The sequence below is a fragment of the Microcoleus sp. T3_A4 genome, from assembly GCF_036700465.1.
Classification (GTDB): domain Bacteria; phylum Cyanobacteriota; class Cyanobacteriia; order Cyanobacteriales; family Microcoleaceae; genus Microcoleus.
This window is the reverse complement of sequence record NZ_JAUBOY010000017.1, coordinates 1-23,046: the sequence shown is the minus strand read 5'-3', so window position 1 is coordinate 23,046 and position 23,046 is coordinate 1. Positions and strand designations below refer to the sequence as shown.

Annotated in this window: 16 protein-coding genes; 7 read left to right on the top strand and 9 right to left on the bottom strand. The window is 47.4% G+C overall.

Annotated elements, in window-relative coordinates; all coding sequences use genetic code 11:
• Positions 1-394 precede the first annotated feature (394 nt).
• The gene (locus tag QUA07_RS11465; protein ID WP_333325070.1) at positions 395-4,525 is read left to right on the top strand and encodes an EAL domain-containing protein; all 4,131 of its coding nucleotides are present in this window, start codon (positions 395-397) and stop codon (positions 4,523-4,525) included.
• Between the two features lie 515 nt (positions 4,526-5,040).
• Here QUA07_RS11465 and QUA07_RS11460 read toward each other — a convergent pair.
• Positions 5,041-9,600 (bottom strand): PAS domain S-box protein, encoded by a 4,560-nt coding sequence (locus tag QUA07_RS11460; RefSeq protein ID WP_333325066.1) that lies wholly within the window; start codon positions 9,598-9,600, stop codon positions 5,041-5,043.
• Between the two features lie 319 nt (positions 9,601-9,919).
• Between QUA07_RS11460 and QUA07_RS11455 the strand changes: the two genes are divergently transcribed.
• Positions 9,920-10,078, top strand: a complete 159-nt coding sequence (locus QUA07_RS11455) for a hypothetical protein (RefSeq protein WP_333086274.1) — start codon at positions 9,920-9,922, stop codon at positions 10,076-10,078.
• Positions 10,079-10,629: 551 nt separating this feature from the next.
• On the opposite strand, the gene QUA07_RS11450 is transcribed toward QUA07_RS11455, so the two are convergent.
• The 5 genes from QUA07_RS11450 to QUA07_RS11430 form a co-directional block, all read right to left on the bottom strand.
• The gene (locus QUA07_RS11450; protein WP_333325064.1) at positions 10,630-10,800 is read right to left on the bottom strand and encodes a hypothetical protein; all 171 of its coding nucleotides are present in this window, start codon (positions 10,798-10,800) and stop codon (positions 10,630-10,632) included.
• Between the two features lie 24 nt (positions 10,801-10,824).
• Positions 10,825-11,778 (bottom strand): malate dehydrogenase, encoded by a 954-nt coding sequence (gene mdh, locus QUA07_RS11445; protein WP_333325062.1) that lies wholly within the window; start codon positions 11,776-11,778, stop codon positions 10,825-10,827.
• Positions 11,779-11,880: 102 nt separating this feature from the next.
• Positions 11,881-12,096 (bottom strand): NAD(P)H-quinone oxidoreductase subunit O, encoded by a 216-nt coding sequence (locus QUA07_RS11440; RefSeq protein WP_333053996.1) that lies wholly within the window; start codon positions 12,094-12,096, stop codon positions 11,881-11,883.
• A gap of 187 nt (positions 12,097-12,283) precedes the next feature.
• Positions 12,284-13,216 carry a DNA-formamidopyrimidine glycosylase gene (locus QUA07_RS11435; protein WP_333325060.1) on the bottom strand — a complete coding sequence of 311 codons (933 nt, stop codon included), beginning with the start codon at positions 13,214-13,216 and terminating at the stop codon, positions 12,284-12,286.
• Positions 13,217-13,218: 2 nt separating this feature from the next.
• Positions 13,219-13,599, bottom strand: coding sequence for a photosystem I reaction center subunit IV (locus QUA07_RS11430; RefSeq protein ID WP_333325058.1), 381 nt, complete (start codon positions 13,597-13,599; stop codon positions 13,219-13,221).
• Between the two features lie 287 nt (positions 13,600-13,886).
• Here QUA07_RS11430 and QUA07_RS11425 point away from each other — a divergent pair, with 287 nt between their 5' ends.
• Complete coding sequence (locus QUA07_RS11425; RefSeq protein WP_333325056.1) at positions 13,887-14,618, top strand: RibD family protein; 732 nt, start codon at positions 13,887-13,889, stop codon at positions 14,616-14,618.
• 173 nt (positions 14,619-14,791) lie between these two features.
• Positions 14,792-15,988, top strand: coding sequence for a GNAT family N-acetyltransferase (locus QUA07_RS11420; RefSeq protein WP_333325054.1), 1,197 nt, complete (start codon positions 14,792-14,794; stop codon positions 15,986-15,988).
• Positions 15,989-16,321: 333 nt separating this feature from the next.
• Here the strand turns inward: QUA07_RS11420 and QUA07_RS11415 are convergent, their stop codons facing one another.
• Positions 16,322-16,900, bottom strand: coding sequence for a hypothetical protein (locus QUA07_RS11415; RefSeq protein ID WP_333325052.1), 579 nt, complete (start codon positions 16,898-16,900; stop codon positions 16,322-16,324).
• A 182-nt stretch (positions 16,901-17,082) separates the two neighbouring features.
• On the bottom strand, positions 17,083-18,447 hold the full coding sequence (locus QUA07_RS11410; protein WP_333325229.1) for an ATP-binding protein: 1,365 nt from the start codon (positions 18,445-18,447) through the stop codon (positions 17,083-17,085).
• 406 nt (positions 18,448-18,853) lie between these two features.
• On the opposite strand from QUA07_RS11410, the gene QUA07_RS11405 reads away from it, so the two are divergent.
• The 3 genes from QUA07_RS11405 to ftsH4 all read left to right on the top strand — a co-directional run bounded on the left by QUA07_RS11405 (position 18,854) and on the right by ftsH4 (position 22,388).
• Entirely contained in the window at positions 18,854-19,699 is an 846-nt protein-coding gene (locus QUA07_RS11405) for a M48 family metallopeptidase (protein WP_333325050.1), read from the top strand.
• 112 nt (positions 19,700-19,811) lie between these two features.
• Positions 19,812-20,285, top strand: coding sequence for a tryptophan-rich sensory protein (locus tag QUA07_RS11400; RefSeq protein ID WP_333325048.1), 474 nt, complete (start codon positions 19,812-19,814; stop codon positions 20,283-20,285).
• Positions 20,286-20,513: 228 nt separating this feature from the next.
• Positions 20,514-22,388, top strand: a complete 1,875-nt coding sequence (ftsH4, locus tag QUA07_RS11395) for an ATP-dependent zinc metalloprotease FtsH4 (protein ID WP_333325046.1) — start codon at positions 20,514-20,516, stop codon at positions 22,386-22,388.
• A gap of 216 nt (positions 22,389-22,604) precedes the next feature.
• On the opposite strand, the gene QUA07_RS11390 is transcribed toward ftsH4, so the two are convergent.
• Positions 22,605-23,046, bottom strand: a 442-nt coding sequence (locus QUA07_RS11390; RefSeq protein ID WP_333325044.1) for a transposase, incomplete at its 5' end; no start/stop codon positions are given.

The following is a 23,046-nucleotide window of genomic DNA, read 5'->3' as shown; positions in this document are numbered from 1 at the left end:
TCCGCTGCACATTGGGTAAAGTACCTCGCTCTTATCAAAACTTAACGCAACTTTAAAAACAGTAGATTGTCATACCAAAGACAGATGTGGTCTTTAAGGGGAGAGCAGGGTATCAAACTTCAGCCGAGCAGTTTAGGGGCCTTCAGTTGCATAGTTCTGGTTAAGATTAATGTGTTGTGGGCTACTGTAGATCGTCCTCTGCATCTGAAATCGTCATTTACCAATAATCTGGACTGTTTTTAGTTCGTAGTTTGAAACCCTTGATTTTCCGTTGGTAGCTCGATGGGCGAATCGCCTTGAAACTTTTATTCTACGACTGCTAATTAAAAACCGTCTGCAGTATTGATTGACCACAAGTTTAAAAAAGTTGTCCTGCTAATGGATCGATTAAACAATGGAAAGTTTTATCCCTGAAAACTCTGAAAACTGTCACGCCTGGGCCTCCAAGCCAGACTTGTACAAAGAGCTGCAAGGAACCAAAGAATTACTGCTGACGATCGCCAACTCGATGCCAATACCCCTGGTCGTGAGCAGTCTGGCGGACGGCACAATTCTTTATAGTAACGATTTATGTCGTCAGGCTTTCGGGTTCACAGGATTCAAGTCGATCGACCGCCACAAAGCTGAAATGCTCTACCACAAACCTGCAGAGCGCCAGGAATTGCTGTTGCGGCTCGCCCGCAACGGACACGTCCGCGAGACAGAAGTCCGGCTTAAAAAAGCTGACGGCACCCTGTTTTGGGCGAGTGTATCGATGCGGTATCTGACATTGGTGTCGGGGAAAGCTGTTCTGTCGGTGTTCACCGACATTACGGATCGGAAGCGAGTGGCCGCCAAGGAGCAAGAATTGCTCACGTCAATCCACTCGCGAGCCCGCCAGCAAGCGGCCGTCGCTTACTTGGGGCAGCAGGCCCTGGCCGAAACAGATTTGTCCGCACTGATGGACAAAGCTGCGGTTTTAATTGCTCAAACCCTGGACGTTGATTATTGCCAGGTGTTAGAACTGTTGCCCTCTGGTCATGCTTTTATGCTGCGAGCGGGGGTTGGCTGGCAGCCGGGCCTCGTCGGCAGCGCTACTGTTGCCGCTTCTCCCCGATCGCAAGCAGGTTACACATTGCTAGTGGGCGAACCAACGATCGTCGAAGATTTGCGGGTGGAAACGCGCTTTAGCGAGTTGCCGCTACTGCATAACCATCGGGCAGTCAGCGGCGTCACTGTAATTATTCCCGGCAATCGGGGACTGGGGAGGAACTGGGGACAAGCAGAACCAGCGAACAGTTCATCCTCCCCTGCCTGGGGTATTTTGGGAGTTCATACCAGTCAAGGGCGGGTTTTCAGTCAAGATGACGTTTATTTTGTAGAAGCGATCGCCAACGTGTTAGCTGCGGCGATCGAGCGCATTATATCGCAAGAGCGCTTACAAATGATGGAACGGGCGATCGAAAGTTGCAGCAACGGCATTGCAATCACCGACGCAACCGTTGCAGATAATCCGATTATTTATGTCAATCCCAGTTTTGAGCGGATTACGGGTTATCGCAGAGACGAGTTAATGGGAAAAAATTGCCGATTTTTGCAGGGTACAGACACTGACAGCCCCGCTGCCAAAGAATTGCGAATTGCGATTGAAGAAGGCAGAGAATCTCAAGTTATATTACGCAACTTTCGGAAAGACGGCACGCCTTTTTGGCACGAACTGTCGATCGCTCCGGTTTACAACTCGCGGCGACACTTAACCCACTTTATTGGAGTGCAAACAGACATTACCGACCGCCAGCGTTCGGAAGAAGAATTATTTTTAAATTCTCAAGCTTTAGCAGCTTTTAGCGCTAATCTCAAACACTTGCACCGGATTACAACTTATCATTATCAAAACTTTGAAGAACGGGTTGACGATTATCTAACAGCGGGCTGTTTGATGTTTGGACTTTCTATGGGCATCATGGCTGAAGTTGACAACGAGACTTTTATTGTTCGAGCAGCGAAAAGCGATTTAGAATACTTCGTGCGAGGCTTAGAATTGAACCTCGGCGATACTTACTGCGCCGCAGTCATTAAACTTAACAAAACAGTTGCGTATTCTCATATAGGAGCAGATATTGAGATGCGCGAACATCCGGCTTATCGGAACTGCCAGTCGGAATCTTACATCGGAACGCCGATATTTGTTAACAATCAAACTTACGGTACGTTAAGTTTTAGTTCGCCAGAAATAAAAAAAAGAAAGTTCAAGTACGAGGAAATAGAAATTATAGAATTGATGGCTCAAAGTATTGGTAAAATTCTGGCGGTTCACCAAATGGAAGTCGAACGCCAGCAAGCTGAAAAAGAGCGATGCGAATTGATAGTATCTCTCAAAGAAAGTGAAGAACGCTATCGCCGTTTAGTAGAACTATCTCCCGAAGCGATCGCCGTTCACAGTCAAGGGAAAATCGCCTACATCAATGCTGCCGGCGCAAAACTCCTCGGTGCGAGTTCTCCCGAAGCGCTGATTGGCTTTCCCATATTGCATTTCGTCCATCCAAACTATGTGCAAATAGCCACAGAGCGCATTCGGCTAGTCGAGATAGAAAATCAGCCACTCGACCTTGCCGAACAAAAACTGATGCGGCTCGACGGACAAATAATAGACGTTGAAATGGCCGGCATCCCCGCTATTTATCAAGGCTCGACGGCCGGCCAGATTATTATCCGAGATGTCACCGAGCGCAAGCGAGTAGAACGGCAACTGCTGCACGGCGCTTTTCACGATGCGCTGACGGGTTTGCCCAACCGGGTTTTGTTCATCGACAGGCTAGGACAAGCCATCCGCCGATCCAATCAGTCCCCCGATTACAAATTTGGTTTACTTTTCCTAGATTTAGACCGCTTCAAAGTAGTTAATGATTCTTTAGGACACGTTTTAGGAGACAAACTGCTAATCGCCCTCGCCCAGCGACTGCAAACCTGCGTCCGGGTTTCTGATACCGTCGCCCGACTGGGGGGAGACGAATTCACCATCCTGCTAGATCACATTCAGAGCCTCAGCGACGCCACCCTCGCAGCTAAAAAGATCCAAAAAGAACTGACGAAGCCGTTTCATCTCGAAGGGCACGAAGTATTTACCACCGCTAGCATTGGCATTGTTTTCAGTCGAGGCGAAGTCACCGCCAGTGGCGAATCGAATCAGTACACTCACCCGGAAGAATTCCTACGCGATGCTGACATCGCTATGTACCGCGCTAAAGCTTTGGGTAAGGCCCGTCACGAAGTGTTTAATTTGGCAATGCACGACCAAACTATGTCGCTGTTGCAGTTAGAAACTGACCTGCGGTTGGCTATTTTGGGCAAGGAGGAATTAGGAGAGAGCAAGGATCAACGTTCGCACTTTATTGTGCACTACCAACCGATTGTTTCGATCGCCAGCGGTGCGCTCGAAGGTTTTGAGGCCTTGGTGCGCTGGCACCACCCTGTTCGGGGTCTAGTTCCGCCGTCTACTTTTATCCCTGTAGCTGAAGAAACAGGTTTGATCGTGCCTCTGGGAGCCTGGGTGTTGCGGGAAGCTTGTCAGCAATTGCGGATTTGGCAAGAAATGTTAACCGAGCAACAGGGAAGAAGTCCAATGGAAGTTGGAACAATGCCCTTCGACTCGCTTCGGCTGCACTCAGGGCAAGTCGCTGAGGGTAACAAGAAGGAAGAAGGCGCTTCGATTTCGCTCAGGGTAACAACAGGGAAGATGGCAACGGGCAATGTAGGGGAGTTTAGTGATGTAACAGATACAGGGCATGAGGAACACGGAACTTTTACTGACCGTACCCCCAGTATCGGTCACAGGGAAGAAAGAATCAGTAAAAAATTACCAATTCCCTGTTACCAATTCCCGATTAGCGATTTCCACTCATCTATTACCAATTCCCAATTCCCAATTACCAACTCTTCGGCTACGTTCAGTACAACTTCCCAGGTACCAATTCCAAATTTTAAATTACCAATTATTGCTCCTTCGCAATTAACAATGAGCGTCAATCTCTCTCCTAAACAGTTAGGTATGCCGAATTTAATCGAGGAAATCGATGAGATTTTAGCAGAAACTGGCTGCGATCCGAGCTGTTTAAAATTGGAGATTACTGAAAGTGCGATCGTGGAAAATGTCAAGAAAGCCAATATTGTGCTAGCCGAATTAAAAGGTAGAAATATTCGATTGTCGATCGACGATTTCGGTACTGGCTATTCGTCTTTGAGTTACTTGCACCGTTTTCCGCTGGATACACTGAAGATCGATCGATCTTTTGTGAGCCGCTTGGGGGCTGTCGAAAACGGTGACCACGGGGGTCAGCCTTTGCAGATTGTGCGGGCGATCGTAACTTTGGCTCACAATTTGGGATTAAATGCGATCGCCGAAGGTGTAGAGACAGCCGAACAGTTAGCACAGCTTCGAGAACTCGACTGCGAATTAGCTCAGGGATATTGGTTTTCTAAACCTTTGGAAAGTTCTGCCGTGACAGAAATCTTGATAAATCTGGGTAATATAGCAATTATGGACTGATTGAGGTACAGATTGGTAAAGGGTGCCTCACCCCGTGAAGACATTTTTGCTACAAACTCCTAATCTCAAAACTGATGCACCAGGGAATAAATGGTGCATCCAAATTAGATTTTAGGTGATGATATCACATCTGTTAGGATCGGAATTCTTCCTCTGTGGTAATCCGCCTTAATCCCTTGTCATCGGCGGTTAATACATTCTCTTTTTTAAACCGCAGATGAGGGCAGATTAACACAGATTAACGCAGATGAGTGATGCCAATTCACTATGAAGATACACTAAATGAGGCTGATGTCTTTTTGGTTGGAACTATATCCTTAGCGTTATATTAAATGCAGCTTCATAGTAAATTGGTATGAGTTCAATTCCGCTTGTAGCGTCCGTGATTGTTGAGTATTGAGTGGATTTTACGCCCGACTATGCTACCGGATTTTATCTGGTTTAAAATTACACAACTGACGCACAGTAACGCTTTCGCAATTGCCAATTGCCAATTACAACTTACCAATTCCCTATTAACAATTAGCTTTGAGGGGAATCTCGATCGCCAATTCTGTACCCTGTCCCGGCGAAGAAGTGCATTTCAGCGACCCGTTGTGTCTGTCTGTAACAATTTGATAGCTAATTGACAAGCCCATCCCAGTGCCTTTACCGACAGGTTTAGTGGTAAAAAACGGGTCAAAAAGCCGAGTGCCGACAGTCTCCGGTATTCCCGGCCCGTTGTCAGCAATCCGAATGATTACTTTGCCCGCTGGCGATATTTCAGTGCGGATGCGGATGTTGCTGGGCTTTTGCCGCATTTCCTCAGCAGAACGGCGCAGATCCCGTTCTTCCAAAGCATCCAAAGCATTGCTCAAGATGTTCATAAATACTTGATTTAACTGTCCGGCATAACATTCTACTAAGGGCAGTTGAGCGTATTCTTTAATCACCTCAATTTCGGGATGATTGTGTTTAGCTTTGAGCCGGTGCTGCAAAATCATCAGGGTGCTATCTATGCCCTCGTGGATGTTGACGGCTTTCATTTCGGCTTCGTCCATGCGGGAAAATGTGCGGAGAGAAGCAACAATTTGTTGAATTCTGTCGGCACCGACTTTCATTGAAGAAAGCAACTTTGGCAAGTCTTTCATCAGAAAGTCGAGTTCAATATTGTCTACTTCCTCTTGAATTTCCGCGACTGGATCGGGATAGTAGTTTTGGTAAAGTTCGATCAGGTGTAGCAAGTCTTGGGTATAGTCGTTGGCGTGGCTGAGATTGCCGTAAATAAAGTTAACTGGGTTGTTGATTTCGTGGGCGACTCCTGCCACAAGTTGACCGAGACTTGACATTTTTTCATTTTGAATTAACTGCGATTGAGTGCTGGTTAATTTCTGCAAAGTTTTCTCTAATTCGCGAGCTTTATTGCGAGTTTGGGCGTAAAGATCGGCTTGGTTGAGAGCGATCGCCAATTGAACTGTAACTGCTTGCAATAATTCTACTTCGCCCTCACTCCAGGGTCGCACAGCAGCGGAGTGGGCGCAGGTAACAACGCTCACTACTCCCGAAAGTGCCTGTATCGGAATTGCCAACACAGATCGGTAGCCCAGAGAGTTAAGAGACTTTCTCCAAACATGATCTGGCACTGTTTCGACATCATCCACCAGCAGCATTTCCATATGCAAGAGTTTTTCTCCCATAGAACCTAAGTCGGAAGCTTGATAGCAACCTATTAAATCGGGAAGTTCGGGGAGGCGAGATTCTTTAATAATTTCCCAGAAAGCATCCTCCCCGTCGCCACGATACCAGGCAAAATTGCAGCGATCGATCTGCAGGAAAGCGCGAATTTCTTGGACGGCGACAGCAATGATGCTGTCGAAATCGAGGGAATTGCGAATTTGAGCGGTGAGACTGTTGAGCAATTTTTCTCGATCGGCCTGCTGTCTGAGTCGGGCTTCCGATCGTCTCAAGGCAATTTCTCCCCGCTTGCGATCGGTAATGTCTTCGGTGACAGCTAATAGATATTGCGGTTTGCCATCAGCATCGAGTATTGCGGTTTTCTTCGTATGAAATATGCGAGTATCGCCTTCTCTTGTTTGAATCAGTTCTTCGGGAATGTCTACAATTTGCCCGCTGGCGAGGGCTTCCCGGTCTTTGGCGGTAAAAAACTCGGCTTGTTCTCTGGGGAAAAAGTCGTAATCATTTTTGCCCCTAACTTCTGCTTCACTGAAACCGAGCAACTCTTGGGCCGCCGGGTTCCACAGTACAAATCGCAAGTCTTCTGCTTCTTTGGCAAATACTCCTACGGGTATGGTGTTGAGCACAGATTCCATAAACTGTTGAGCCTGTTGCAGTTCTGCTTCTGCCTGTTTGCGATCGCTAATATCTCGGACGTTGGCAATGACCCTGAGATTGCCGTTGAGATGAATTCGGGACAGGGCAATTTCTGCATCAAAAGTTGAACGGTCGTTGGGACGCCTTGCTTTCCATTCCACGCGACCTGTTTCGCCGGCTAATACTCTTTCCCAAAGTTCTTCCATTTGTTCAATGGGATTGTCGCCACTTGAATAGTCATTTTTAGTTGATAATTTTGTTGCTTGTTCCTGGCTCACTCCGTACATTTCTAACATTCGATTATTGACATCGAGAATATTTCCTTCTAAATCGTGAATGAAGATAGCATCGTAGACATTGTTAAATATGGTTCGCAGGTTTTGCTCGGAAACTTGCAGCGCTGCTTCTGCCTGTTTGCGATCGCCAATTTCTTGTTCTAATTGGGTGACTGCTTGGGAAAGTTCGGCCGTGCGCTCGCTCACTCTGTCTTCTAACTCGACTGCTGCTTGCCGCAGTGCTGCTTCGGCGGCTTTGCGATCGGTAATATCGATCACCGTACCGAACAGTTTTACCACCTTGCCGTTCACATCGGTTTCCGCTTGGCCAACGGCGTTCACGTGTCGCAAGATGCCGTCGGGACGGTAAAGGCGAAAGTCAAAATCAAAAGGGATGCCTGTTGCGAGTCCCCGCTGCACTTGAGTTTGCCACAATTCCAAATCTTCTGGATGAATCAGAGCGACCTGTTCGGCTAGGTTGGGCGCGATGGGGGCCGGTTCGAGTCCGAAGATGCGAAAAAGTTCTTCCGACCAAGTGAGGGTTTCGGTGGCTGCGTCGAGTTCCCAATTGCCGACGTGGGCGAGTCTCTGGGCTTCTTGTAGCTGCCGCTGGCTATTGCGGATGGCGGTTTCGGCAACTTTGCGATCGGTAATGTCGAATAATACCCCGCAAAATACGATTTCGCCGTTCTCGCTGCGGGTGGGCATGGAGTCGCCCTGCCACCAGCGAATCTCACCGTCGGGCTTGACTAACCGCCCTTCGTAGTGCCACAGGGAGAGGTTTTCTACGGCTTCGTTGACGGAGGCGATGTAGCTTTCCAAGTCTTCAGGGTGGACGCGGGAAATGAATGTATTCATGTCTCGCATCATTTCTGCTGCTGTGACGCCACTGATATATTCGATGCGATCGCTCATGTAGTCAATGCGCCAAACTCCGTCACGGTTGCAAAATTGGAACAGAGCTCCGGGCATGGTGGCCGCGATCGTCCGAAACTTGGTTTCGCTGGCCGTGAGGGCGGCAAAAGTCTGGCGCAGTTCGGCCGTGCGTGCTTCTACTCTGCGCTCTAGTTCTGCGTTGGCGTGTTGTAAGGCTGCTTCTGCGCGCTTGCGATCGGTAATGTCGGTGGCTGTACCGGTGGTGCCGAGGAAGTTTCCGGTTTCGTCGTAGAGGGCAAGGGCGTTAAACATTAAATGTTTCATGCTGCCGTCTTTGGCGATTTGGGTGGTTTCGTACTGGAAAAGTGATTCTCCGGCAAACAACCGGGCGAAAACTTCTAAATCTTTCTGGCTTTGTTCTGGTGTCACAAAGTCGGAGAACGGCCGACCGATCATTTCTTCTGGTTCGTAACCGTAGATGTACTTAACTGCTGGGTTGACGAAGGTGTAGCGCCCGATGGCATCGACCGACCAAATCATGTCTTGGGAGGTTTCTACCAGGCTGCGGTATTTGCTTTCGCTGGCTTGGACGGCTTCTTCTGCTTTTTTGCGTTCCGTCATATCGCGGGAGACGCCGACAGTCATGACGATTTGGCCGTCTGCGTTGCGGATGGGTGTTTTGACAGTGCTGAACAGCCGCACTTCTCCGTCGTAGCGCGTCACCGGTTCTTCGGAAATTTGCAGAGTCTGTCCGGTTTCAAAGACGAAGGCGTCATCTTTGATGTACTGGAGAGTATTGTCGGTATCGGCGAAAGGTGCGTCTACGATGTCTTGAAGCTCCTCTTGAGTCATGCCGTAATAGTCGCGGAATGCTTGATTTGCCCAAACAATTTTGGATTTGGGGCCTTTGACTAATACCATATCGGCGATCGAATCGAGAATTTGGTGATATTTTTGCTCGCTGTCGCGGAGTTTCTGCTGTGCCGCTTCGATTTGTGCTATTTGCCTCTGGGTTTGCAAGTGCAGTTCGGCTTGGTGGATGGCAACTGCTAAATGGTCGCCTACTTGTCTGGCAAATTCGATTTCGTCTTCTTGCCACTGGCGGGGTTGACCGCAGGAGTGAATGCACAGCAATCCCCACAGGTGTTGCCCTTGCAGTAGGGGTACGACTAAGTTGGCTCGGATTTGAAATCGCTTGAGGATTTTGAGGTGACAAGGACTCAACCGGGCTTTGTAAATGTCCGTGACTGCTTGAACGTATCCTTTGGCATAGTTGGCGGCAAATTGTTCGCCGAAACAGTAGTCGCGGACTCTTGCTCCCAAAGATGGGCTGTATTGGGGCAGTACGTCTTCGGACACTACTTCGCCTTCATTCCATTCGGATTCGGGAAGAAAGCGGTAGACGGCGACTCGATCGGCATTTAGGAGTTGCCGAACTTCGGTGGCTGTGATTTTGAATATTGTTTCTAAGTCTAGGGATTCACGAATTTTGCTAATAACTCCCATCAGCGCTTGCAGCTTTTTGAACCAGGTTTGAGACTGCGTTTCTCTTTCTAGGTGAGCTAGTTTCTCGCGCAGGTTGCAGACTTCGTGATACAGGTATTCATGAAACATAATGCTTTTTATTTAGTTATTTTGCGTTTTGGTATCGAGGTTGATGGCATCTCAATAGCGCTCTGCAAGTTGAGCCTGGTAACTCAAAAAGGCAAAGAACCTATTCTCCTCCTTCTGCTAGCACTTAGCAGCTACTCACACTGCATTTCCGTATTTTTTCGAGATTTGGAGGTCAATCGACCATCTTAGCTCCCGTATATTTACTGAAAAAGTGGCATAATTTGCTACTTGATTAATTGTCAATTATTGATAATAATGCTAACAAAACTTACACATAAACCCGGTTTATTAACGTAATTAACTCAGGGAAACTCCGAAAGTGGAAACAAGAAACCCGGTTCCATTGCGCGATCGGGAGGAGCGTATCGGGAGCATCTCAATGAAAGCAGGCAAGGTAGAAATTGGAGTTTTGAGGCTCTCTTGCTGCGGGGAAAGAGGAAGAAGGAAGAAGCCAGAAGAAGTGTTTTTACAAATATGAGATGCTCCCAGTGTCTCTGACTAATTTTGACATTTTTTTGGCTCGCCTTCGGTTGCGATTGTCACCTTTTTATTATTACCGCCAAAAGAATAAATTTCGTATAAACTCGCATTTCGCTTTCTACCTCTAAAGTGCAACCGTGTGGTTCTGGCATATAGCAGTTCTCAATCTTGGTGAGGTATACCCTATGCCGACGGATGCCTATGCCGACGGAGGCCTATGCCCTATGTCCGCTTATCAAGCGTGCACCTCATGTTACTGAGAAAGGCTATACTATGGCGAGTGAGAGATCACCCAAAACCAACTGCTGGTTGGTTTAGTAAAGAAAAAATGGAAGATTATTGCTGAAATTTTTAGAGAAATTTCGATGCCATTGTCGCGAAAAAAAATTAATTGCTTTTGCAATTTTTTGCTCTATTACCACATTTTTGATAGTACAATGTTGTGTTTATCTATCAGTTTTTTGCTACCCATTTTCTGCTTGTTAAATACAGAATAACAAGCATGATTAAAATATTTATCAAAGCGAGGTTTAAATCCTCGAAGCCAACTTACGAAAGAGCGATCACACTGTCATACTCAGTATAAATTATTATATTGAAGCGACGAGCGATCGGCTGCTGCGATCGACGAATTGCTACAAGCTTAAGCTGTTGTGCATTTAAATAGGGTGTGAGAATTTGGTGAAAGGGAACAGGAAACGGGAAACGGGGAACAGACAATATGTAATTTAAATACTCGACAGCTTAAGAAGCAGTTTTCAGTATTGCCTTCGCTTCCTCAATATTTTGGGCAACTAATTTGCCCGACTCGATAAAGGCTGTTCTTTCAGTATCGCTGAGTTCGAGTTCCACTATTTGTTCGACTCCCTGATATCCCAGGCGGCAGGGCACTCCTAAAAAGATATCTTGCACGCCGTATTCGCCGTGCAAATAAACGCAGCAAGGCAAGAGTCGCGACTGATTAAATAAAATAGATTCTACCATCAAGCAGACAGCAGATGCGGGTGCAAAATAAGCACTACCAGTCTTCATCAATTCTACAATTTCTGCGCCGCCGTGGCGAGTCCGCTGTACGATTCGATCGATCGCCCCAGCATCCATAAGTTGATTGATGGGAATACCGTTGACAGTAGAATAGCGGGGCAAAGGAACCATCAAATCGCCATGAGAACCGATGACAGTTGCATTGACTTCAGCATTTGAAACGCCCAATTCCATAGCAATAAAAGTTTGAAAGCGGGCGGAGTCGAGAACTCCTCCCATCCCCATGACTCGGTGTTTTGGCAAATCCGCAGCTTCCCAAGCTAAATAAGTCATGATATCTAGGGGATTTGTGACTGTGATTAAGATTGCTTCGGGAGAATGCTCGATCGCCTGTTTTGTGGCTTCGGTGACAATTCGAGCATTGATTTTAATTAAATCTTCCCGATTGATACCGGGTTTGCGCGGCACTCCGGCCGCAATTACTATGATATTTGAGTTTGCCGTATCTGTATAATCATTTGTACCGATAATTTGGCGATCGTGGCGTTCCACTCCCCTGGCTTCCATCAAATCCAAAGCAACACCCTGCGGCCAACCCTCCACAATATCTAGCAATACTACATCTGCCAGATTTTTCTCAGCAATTCGCTGGGCTAATGTACTGCCGACTTTGCCTGCACCAATAATTGATACGCGGTTTAATGGAGAATTCATTGGATTTTAGATTTTAGGTTTTAGATTTTAGCTTAATTGGGGAAAGGTGCGCGGTGTGCACCCTTCGCTACATTAAGAACAGTGAGGTTTAGTTGTGGTGAGTTACTGAAAATCTTCGAGTTGGTCTACCCGCAGCCAAATATTCGGGGTGGGAACTTTGCCAAATTTGACGAAGGCATAGTCGCCGCGAACATCCATCACTTCGCCCTTTGTTTCAAATATATAGGAGGAAAAGCGCTGGTCGCTGGCTTTGGCTTCTAGACTGTTTTCCAATTTTTCGCGTACAGCGCGAACTATACTGCCTTTCTTGATTGCCATAACTTGCTTTGTTTAGTTTAAAAAACTATACAAATTTTAATCTAGATTTGGCTGCAAAGTCACTCGGCGATGGAAATCGCTACTAAACAAACAAAGTCCGCCTACGCGGACTAAGGAATAAAGGAGTGCGATTCGTGGGGTACATCTAAAATCTAAAATCTAAAGCCTAAAATCTATTGACTGCTTCCTATGTCTGACAAATGGGGCAAAAATGAGTCGATCGCCCTGCTAATTTTATACGTTCGATGGTTGTGGAGCAAGTGCGGCAGGGTTGACCGGCGCGATTGTACACCCAAGCTACGCCGCCGTAGTTGCCGTTGACACCTTGGACGTTGAGAAAATTGCTAAAAGTGGTGCCACCGGATGCGATCGCCTTCTGTAAAACTTGAATAATAGCTGTATGGATGCGCCCAATTTGCTCTGCGGTCAAATCCGCGCACAGAGTTGTGGGCATCACTCCCGACAAAAACAAAGTTTCGTCTGCGTAAATATTGCCCAAACCAGCTATCAGTGACTGGTCTAGCAAAGCTGTTTTAATGGGTCGCGCCCGCCGGTGCAGCTTGCGGGCCAAATATTCTGTTGTAAACTCGTCTGAAAATGGTTCGGGGCCTAAGAGTTTCAGACCGACGACAGTGCTCGAAACCTCGGTTTCTGCCGGCACGTACCACATTTGCCCGAAGGTGCGCTGGTCTACAAACCGCAATTCTTGGTTTCCTTCAAAAAATAGCCGTACTCGCGCGTGTTTTTGCAGGGGTTCGGATCGGTTCACCCACAGCAGTTGTCCCGTCATCCGCAGGTGCACGCCCAACCAGCCGGCTTTTGAAGGAACGAGGAAGGAAGAAGGAAGAGTGGAAGAACTTGGAGTTTGAGCCCTAAATTCTCCCCCTTTCCCTTTTTCCCTTTCTCCTTCTGGGAATTGAGATAGTTCTGCCAGGAGGTATTTGCCGCGTCTGTACCAGCGGGCGATCGACTTTCCTTTGAGTTTCGTCAAAAAATCGGTCGCAGAGATTGAGCGGGCGATCGTGCTGTTTAACAACACGTCGCCGCCCAACATTTCTCGATCGAGGGTTGCTTGATTCAAACCCCGGCAAATAGTTTCAACTTCTGGCAGTTCTGGCACAATTAGCGTTGTTCTGTTCCTTGATTTGGCGAACCTTCGACGCTGCCGGCCACTTCGGAACCGGGTTTGCTGTCGGTTGAAGTTTTCGGCTGCTGGGGGGCGCCACCGCTGCCGGTTTTCCGCGTTTTCTCGTCCAGCGTGGTTTGTTTGCCGCCGGAAGCTACTGGAGTCCCTGTTTTCGCTTTTGCTTTGGGTGCTGCTACTTCCACTAATTCGCTTTGGGCGAAGTTGTTGGTGTTGACGCCGGCATAATTTACTTTGTCAAAGCGAACGATAACTGGGTATTTAATGCCGCTTTGGTCTACCGTAGCAACGGTGCCCACTTCTTGATACCAGAAGGATTCTTTGCGGAGAATCCGAACTGTAGAACCGCGTTGAACCATGAGCTTTGTTTCCTTTGCGATGAATAAACGGATAAAGCCATTTTTTTTACTCTAGTCGATCGCGCGACGCATTTGAAGTCTGCAACGAAATTTTTACCTGTCGCGCCGTTTTTTGATCTGCTGTTTGTAAAGAAAAGTAAATACTTTGCTAGGGCGATCGCTGGGGTTGCAAAATAAATAAACCCACATTATCCGTCAAATAAAACCCGTGGGAGCGAGTTGAAAACAAACTTTACAAATAGTTGTGAATTGCTACAGTTAAATGTTCTGGGAAATTCTGATAAGTCATGACTGAACCTCACGCCACAGTAATACTCGCGATTAGTGCCGACGGTAAAATTGCAGATGCAGTGCGATCGCCCGCGAGATTCGGTTCTGCCAACGACAAAGCCCACCTCGAACAGCAAGTAGCAGCAAGTGACGCGGTTTTGTTCGGCAACGGCACTTTACAGGCTTATGGGACGACGATGAGAGTGATTTCGCCGGAATTGGTCAAACAGAGGGAACTGCAAGGGAAGCCCCCACAACCGGTGCAAATTGTATGTTCGCGATCGTCTCAATTTGAACCAAACTTGCGGTTTTTCCAGCAACCGGTGCCTCGCTGGCTGCTGACAGGGCAAGACAGTAGGGAAACGGCATTGCCGTCTCCTCTTCCTTCTTCCCTCTTCCCTCTTCCTTCTTCCTTCTTCCTTCTTCCTTCGATGTTCGATCGAATCATCTATGCAAAAACCGCAGGTGGAGAGATTGATTGGATTGATGGGTTTCAACAGCTAGCAAGCTTCGGTATCAAACGCTTGGCGATTCTGGGCGGGGGAAAACTGGTAGCCTCTGTGCTAGCTGCAGGCTTGGTAGACGAACTTTGGCTGACGGTGTGCCCGTTAATTCTGGGCGGGGCGGATGCACCGACACCTGTTGAGGGAGAGGGTTTTTTGGCGGATTTAGCCCCGAAATTGGAGCTTTTGGCGGTTAAACAGGTGGGACAAGAGGTGTTTTTGCATTATAGATTCGGGGCGGGCTAGAAGCCCACCCCACAACACTTGTGTGGCACAGGCATCTTGCCTGTGGCGGGCTAGAAACCCACCCCACAACACTTGTGTGGCACAGGCATCTTGCCTGTGGCGAGTAATTACACAAGCAGGGGAGATTGTATTAACTTAAATGAAGTTCGATCGCTCTACGCACAAATCTCCCTATGCTGAAACAGCCAAAACCTGAATATTCTGTAGCCTGGATTAGCAAAATAGGCGAAATCCCGCAAGTGTCGTGGGATACCTTGGCGATGCCACTAAAAACTCCATTTCTGGAATGGGATTGGCTTAACAATCTCGAAGTATCGGGCAGTGCGACAGGTAAAACCGGTTGGCTACCGCATCACTTAACAGTCTGGCGAGACAAACAGTTGATTGCTTGCGCGCCACTTTATGTCAAAAGTCACAGTTACGGCGAATTTGTATTCGATAATCAGTGGGCGGATTTAGCTCAACGTTTGGGTGTTCAATATTATCCCAAATTGATGGGAATGACGCCGTTTACTCCGGCTGAAGGCTATCGGTTTTTGATTGCCGAGGGAGAAGATGAAGACGAGTTAACTGGAGTAATGGTAAGCGCGATCGACCATTTTTGCGATCGCCACAATATCTCCGGTTGCAATTTCCTTTATGTCGATCCAGAATGGCGCGAAAGAATGGAACGCCACGGTTTCAGCAGTTGGCTGCACCACAGCTATATTTGGCAAAATCAAGGCTATCAAAATTTTGACAATTATTTAGGCGCATTTAATGCCAACCAGCGCCGCAATATCAAACGCGAACGCAAAGCAGTCGATCAAGCTGGTTTGTTGATAAAAACGCTGACAGGTGATGAAATTCCCCAAGCCATGTTTGCTCAAATGTATACTTTTTATGAGAATACTTGCGACAAATTTGGTTGGTGGGGAAGCAAGTATTTGACTAAGCGATTTTTTGAACAGTTGCACCACAATTATCGCGATCGAGTTTTATTTGTAGCCGCCTACGACAAGGAAGATGAGAGACAGCCGGTGGGTATGTCTTTTTGTTTGTATAAGGGCGATCGGCTGTACGGGCGTTATTGGGGCAGTTTGCAGGAAATAGACTGCTTGCACTTCGATGCTTGTTACTATACGCCGATCGAATGGGCGATCGATCGGGGCATCCAAAGCTTCGATCCCGGTGCGGGCGGGCGGCACAAAAAACGGCGCGGCTTTCCAGCTACGCCCAATTATAGTTTGCACCGATTTTATAACAACCGTCTGGCGCAAATTCTTAAGTCTTATATCGGTCAAATCAACGAAAGAGAACAAGAAGAAATTGATGCCGTCAACGAGGATTTACCTTTTACTAAGTTACCTCCTTTGTTACTCGGCGATTGACGGTTAACTGGGAATTTGGAATTGGAAATTGGGAATTAGTAACAGCCCATCGGTGTCAACATAATACTAAAACCCTGTGTATAATATCTCGTTTGTATCGAAGTTTCGACGCTCCTAAATCCCCCTTAAGAAAGGGGATTTTGAATGCTCTTCCCGCTTTATTAATGGAGTTAGAGGGGAAGTAAGAATACTCTTATCCCCCCTTAATAAGGGGATTAGGGGGCATCGAAACTCAACGATAAACGATATTTATTAGGGATTTTAGTCTTAAGTTGACACGAATGGTAACAGTCAACAGTCAACAGTCAACCGTCAACCAATTAACCAATTAACCTAATTCAAAAATACCCTCCCATCTTCCTGAATTTCCAGAGATTTTGTATCAGCGGCAACCTCAGTTGTCGCGCCGAAACTGACTTGCAACATTCCCGGCATCGCGGTTGCTTGGGGGCGAACCAGCACCAATCCGCCGTCTGGGCGCTGGTAAGTGAGGGTTATTGGTACTGGGAGGGTTTGAAGCAAAATTTCCGATTGTTCGCCGAGAGTGCGCGGCTGGGTAACGCCTACGATTTGATAATTGATGACAGCATTGGTGGTATTCACCAGTTTAATTACTATCCCGCCTTCGGCAGGCGTAACTCGCGCACTGGGCAGTGGGAAGCGGGGAGGCGCGTCTGTGGGTGTAGATGGCATCCCGCTGGGGTTCGGACTCGCAGCCGGAGTTGGTTCACTGACGGGTTCTTCAGTGGCTGCGGGAGTCTCTGAGGGAGTCTCTGCGGGTTGGGAAACGGGTTTTCCTTGTTGGGGCGGGGGGCCGCCGGCTTGGGAAAGTGTTGCGAGACTAACGAGTAAACCTCCGCAGGTGGCTACTAGCAAGCTGATTTTTTTAAACGGTAGATTGTGGCGAAACATAAATAACTCCTCACAAGTTCGATCGAGGTTTTCCAACAACGTTTATGTTAATCTATGGCGTAAATGAATTTTAATAGCTGGGTTTGGGCGCGAGGTAGGAAGAATAAGGGTTTGAGGGGTAGATTTTTTTTAAACCGCAGAGGGCGCAGAGGGCGCAGAGGAAGAGAGGAAGAGGGGAAGTTTTAAAGGCGGAATTGTTCTGATTTGTGGGCGGGGAGGGTGACGGTAACGGCGGTACCTCGATCGACCTGGCTGTCAATGCGGATTTGGCCGCGGTGATTTTCGACAATTGCTTTGGCGATGGCTAATCCTAAACCGGAACCGGCGGCGCTGCGGTGGGTGCGGGCGGGATCTGCGCGGTAGAATCGATCGAATAAATGTGGCAGGGCTTCTGTGGAAATTCCGATGCCGGTGTCTGTTACTTTTATTTGCAGCGCTGGATTTAACATCGGCGAATTTCTTTTGTTTTTAGCTGCCACATCCAACTCTACTTGAATTTGACCTCCAGAGGGCGTGTACTGCACGGCGTTGCTGACGATATTGGTAAAAAGTCGGGCTAGTTGATCCCAGTCTCCCAACAGTGTAAAGTTGTCGTCAGCGTTGGGCAGATCGACAATTTCCAAAGAAAGAGAGAGATTTTGGGTAGTGGCGATCGCCTGTTGTTCTTCAATTACCTCCATCAGCAAAGCATCGAGGGGAACTTCAATCCACTGCTGCTGCACGATACCGCTATCTTGTCTGGCTAAAAATAACAAATCGTCAACCAAGCGCCCCAAGCGGCGGGTGAGGCGTTCGATAACTTGTAGCTGTTGATGTTGCTGCGGTTCGATATCCGGTTCCGCCAAAGCTACTTGGACGTTAGTTTGAATAGTGGCGATCGGATTTCTGAGTTCGTGAGAAGCATCAGCAGTAAACTGTTTGAGACGCCCGTAAGACTCCCGCACAGGTTTCATAGCCAATCCCGACAGCAGCCAGCCAATAGCTGCAACGCAAATTAGAGTTAAACTCGCGCCCAAAATCAAATCAAGAATTAATTGGCGGATGGGTTTTGTCACTTCAAACCAAGGATGGCTGACTCGCAAATATCCCAGAACTTGGCGGCCACTTTGTACTCGCTGCGTTACTTGTCTGAGGGAATAGTGTTGATCGGACTGTAACTTATTATTAATTATCCAAACTGTTTCGCCAGTACGGTTAGCGTGAATGGGAATATTCAGCGGTTCCGATAAAGTAGACCACAGCAATTCGCCCGTAGGACTGAACCATTCTAAATCAATGTGGTCGTCTTCTACTGCATCAGTGCTATCTCGAAAACTCGCTTGAATATTAACTTGCAATTTATTTTTATCTGTGGTACTAGGGAAAGTTAGCGGTTCGATAACGAGAGTTCGCTCTATTACTTCGACAACGTGATGGAGGGTGTCATCAATGCGATCAATCAAAGTAGTGCGGACGTAAAAATAGAAACCTGTGGCGAATACAAGTAACAATACAGCAGTAACGGCAGTGTACCAAATAGCGAGGCGGCGGCGGGTAGCTTGAAACATATTGCGAAGGAAGTTCGGCAACTGATTTTGTAAAGGATTCAACTGATTTAACTCATAGGTTCCACCATTCTCAATTAGCCTTTTCGGAACAGGCTTTTCGGCCTGTTCCACAAGAAAATCTATTCTTTGTGGAACAGGCCGAAAAGCCTGTTGCTGATAATGGTGCAACATCTCAGTTTAACCAATTTAATAACTATAACCTTCTTCTTCTCTTTTTCTCTTCCTTCGTGTCCTAGCGCGAACGCGCCGCTTCGCTAACGCGCCTTCGCGGTTCGTTTAAAAAAAGCCTTGTTCGCCAATCATCCAAAAAAACTCAAACAACTTTCCCTTCTTGATACTTCAGACAGATGTCGAGAGAGCTGTCACCATAGTATTCTAATCGCGAAACTTTTTAGGTATAAAGCCTGTGAATAAATTTTTATTTCGAGCCGCGATCGGGCTATTAATGGCATTTTTTGGGGCAATTACCTATTTTACAAACGACGTACAAAATCCGGTAACAGGAGAGAGACAGCGGGTGCAGCTTTCTCCCCGCCAAGAGATAGTTTTGGGATTGCAGGCGCGAGATAAAATGGCTGCTCAGCACGGGGGGCTTTATCCCAGCGAGAGTATTCAGCAGTATGTCGATCGAGTCGGCGAACGAATAGTCAACGGTTCGGCGGCGAAACAAGCGGGTTATCCGTTTCAATTCCACCTGCTGCGAGACCCCCAAACTGTCAATGCTTTTGCTTTACCGGGGGGACAAGTTTTCATTACTGCGGGGCTGCTGCGGCGGCTAAATTCGGAGGCTCAGTTGGCCGCTATACTGGGGCACGAAGCCGGTCACGTTGTGGCGCGCCACGGTGCAGAACACTTGGCAAAACAGCAGTTCGGCAGGTCTTTGGTAACGGCGGTTGGGGTGGCTACTAGCGACGATCGCGGGGGTGGTCAGCAGGCAGCATTAATTGCTCAAGCTGTCAATCAAGTTGTCGGTTTGCGGTACGGTAGATCGGATGAACTTGAGAGCGATCAGCTCGGTTTTCGGTTTATGACCGAAGCTGGTTACGATCCTAGAGGTATTGTTGAGGTGATGCAAATTCTCGGTGCTGCTAGGAAGGGCGAAGCGCCGCCGGAGTTTTTGAGTTCTCACCCCAACCCTGAAAACCGAGTGCAAAAGTTGCAAGCTTTAATCGCACAAAATTACCCTAACGGCGTTCCAGCTAATTTGGTGTCTGGACGCGATGAGTTTGCTAAAAATGTGTCGGGCGGTTAGCAATAATTGCATCGGGCTTTACAAAAGTTATTGCTAAAGGCGGATGGAAGTTCGGCTGTAAGTTGGGACGATCAACTTAATGAGCGATCGAGCAATTGGAAAGTTGAAAACCATGATTGAATCTTGGATGATTATCGGCGGCGTGACTTTCTTAGTCGCCTTCGGTACTCTGTTTTTTAAACTGCGCGATATTAATTGGGCCGTCAAACTTCAAAGACCGGATTGGATGTTTTTTGAGCCTGCTATTCCGTTAATTTGGACGGCGATTTTTGCTTGCGGGGCCGGCAGCGCTGCTGTCGTGTGGGAACAGGAGCCAGGGAGCCTTAAAACATGGCTGTTGATGGCTTTATACTTGCTTTTAGAAATTGTCACAGTTGCTTATATTCCTGCTACTCTCAGAGCCAAAAGTCTGAAAGTAGGGACAATTTTGGGAGGGGTTGGCGAGATTTTGGGAGTTGTGCTGACGTTGGCTGTTTTGCCGATTTCTCAAACCGCAGCTTTGTTACTTTTGCCTTACGCGATTTGGGGTGCGATCGGCACTTATACTACTTGGGAAATGATTCAGTTAAACCCAGAAGCTGCATAAATATTCGGTGATCTTCGGCGCACCCTACATACTATAACGCTCTTCTCTTCTCTTCCTTTGTGTCCTTACCGTCTTCGCGGTTCGTAAAAAACATTGTTAATAATAGCAAATCCGTGCTAGCGGGTTAACCCACCCGAAAAAGTGAGGAAATCCGCTTAACAGTGTGTGGGTATTTGATGAGAAAATAGATGAATAAAACAGCTTTAAATCAAAGGATGACAGCTATCAATGGCCATTAAAGACCAGCCCCAACCACCTCGTTTTCGACAAATTAGCAATGTCTTGTTATTGCTCTCAAGTTTGTTTCTGCTGGCCAACATCTTTTTACCGAATTTGTTCGGCCCGCAAATTCCGCAAGTGCCTTACAGCTTGTTCGTCCATCAAGTACAAGAACAAGATGTAGTCCGAGCTTCGGTAGGTCAAAATGAAATTCGCTACCAACTCAAAGGCGAAGGCGATCAACCAGGTCAAGTGCTGTCAACTACGCCGATTTTTGACCTGGAATTGCCTAAACTTTTGCAAGAAAAAGGCGTTGAATTTGCGGCAACTCCCCCTGCCAAAAATGGCTGGATTGGCAGTGTTCTAAGCTGGGTGGTTCCGCCGCTGATTTTTGTGGCGATTTTTCAATTTTTCATGAACAGGCAGGGTGGCGGGCCTCAGGGTGCGCTCTCGCTCGGCAAAAGCAAAGCTAAGGTCTATGTAGAAGGCGAATCGGCGAAAATTACTTTTGCTGATGTGGCTGGAGTAGAAGAGGCTAAAACTGAATTAGTCGAAGTTGTTGAATTCCTGAAAACTCCCGACAGATTTACGGCAATAGGCGCACGAATTCCCAAAGGCGTGCTGTTAGTCGGGCCTCCGGGAACTGGCAAAACTCTGTTAGCAAAAGCAGTGGCTGGTGAAGCTGGCGTACCCTTTTTTAGCATCTCCGGTTCGGAGTTTGTGGAACTGTTTGTAGGTGTTGGTTCTGCCAGAGTTAGAGATTTATTCGAGCAGGCTAAGAAACAGGCTCCTTGTATTATTTTCATTGATGAATTGGACGCGATCGGCAAATCTCGTAGCAGTAACGCTAGCTTCGGTGGGAATGATGAACGCGAACAAACTCTCAATCAATTGTTAACTGAAATGGATGGTTTTGCTGCGGGCAATACTACGGTAATTGTGCTTGCTGCAACTAACCGCCCGGAAAGTTTGGATGCTGCTTTGTTGCGTCCTGGTCGTTTCGATCGCCAAGTTTTGGTCGATCGCCCGGACTTATCTGGCCGCGAAGCAATTTTGAACATTCACTCTCAAAAAGTGAAGTTGGGCCCGGATATTGACTTGAAGGCCGTCGCCACTCGTACCCCCGGTTTTTCGGGCGCAGATTTGGCAAATTTGGTCAATGAAGCTGCTTTGTTGGCGGCCCGCAACAAACGACTAACTGTAGCGCAGGAAGACTTTTTTGAGGCGTTTGAGCGCGTTGTAGCTGGCTTGGAAAAGAAAAGCCGGGTGCTCAACGAAAAAGAGAAAAAGATTGTGGCTTACCACGAAGTCGGGCACGCGATGGTTGGTGCTGCACTGACCGGCGGCGGCGAAGTGGCCAAAATATCGATCGTCCCGCGCGGTATGGCAGCATTGGGTTACACGTTGCAAGTACCGACAGAAGACCGTTTCTTGTTGGATGAATCGGAATTGCGCGGTCAGATTGCTACACTGCTTGGAGGGCGATCGGCTGAGGAAGTTGTGTTTGGTAGCATTACTACTGGCGCTTCAAATGACTTGCAAAGGGCGACTGATTTAGCTGAACGGATGGTGACAACTTACGGGATGAGTAAGGTGTTGGGGCCTCTTGCTTACGATCGAGGTCAGCAAGCAATGTTCCTCAACGATGGTATGGGAAATGCCCGCCGTGCGGTTAGTGCTCAAACTGCTGAGGCGATCGACCAAGAAGTGAAGGAAATTGTCGAAACTGCACATCAGCAAGCTTTGGATATTCTGAAAGCCAATCGCGAATTGTTGGAAACAATTACGCAGAAGCTGTTGGAAACTGAGGTGGTGGAAGGCGATGCACTTCACGAATTCCTCGGTCAAGTGCGGCCTTTAGATAAGGTTGCGGCTTCAGTTTAATAGGGTTTAATCAAACCGCAGATGAACGCAGATGATTCCAAATCATCTGCGTTTTGCGATCGCACTCCACGATGAGCCGACGGAAACAGACAACGGCAAACTGACAAACCCGCGTTTGTGCGATCGCAAGTAATCGTATTAAGGGAGAACAATCACAGGGCGCTCTCCCTTCGCATCAAATACCTTCTGATATCATGTCCGGTAGTATAACCATAATTAAGGCGCAACTTGGGGCCACCAATGGAAATTTGTCAAACCTCGAACTAAGTCTTGCTGTTGGAGTAATTGTTGGCAGCGATTAAATAAAATTTCCTCTAATTCATCAAGATTTTTAAATGTTCGATTAGCAAGAGGCTCATTTGTAAGCGGCCAAAGTCTTTCTGCAGGTTGAAGTTCTGGAGAGTGAGAGGGCATTTCTATAATATGAATGCCCTGCGGTACATCAAGTTTTTTAGCGGTATGCCATCCAGCTTGATCCAAAGTCAATACGACTTGTTTATTTTCCCCGACTTCAAAATGTTGCGCGAAATCGGCTAAAACTTGATTAAAAATTTCGGTATTCACAAAAGGTAGAATCCACCAATATGTTTCTCCAGATTGTGGGTGAACGAAGCCATACAACCATAACCATTTAAATCGCCAATTTACCGATGCTACG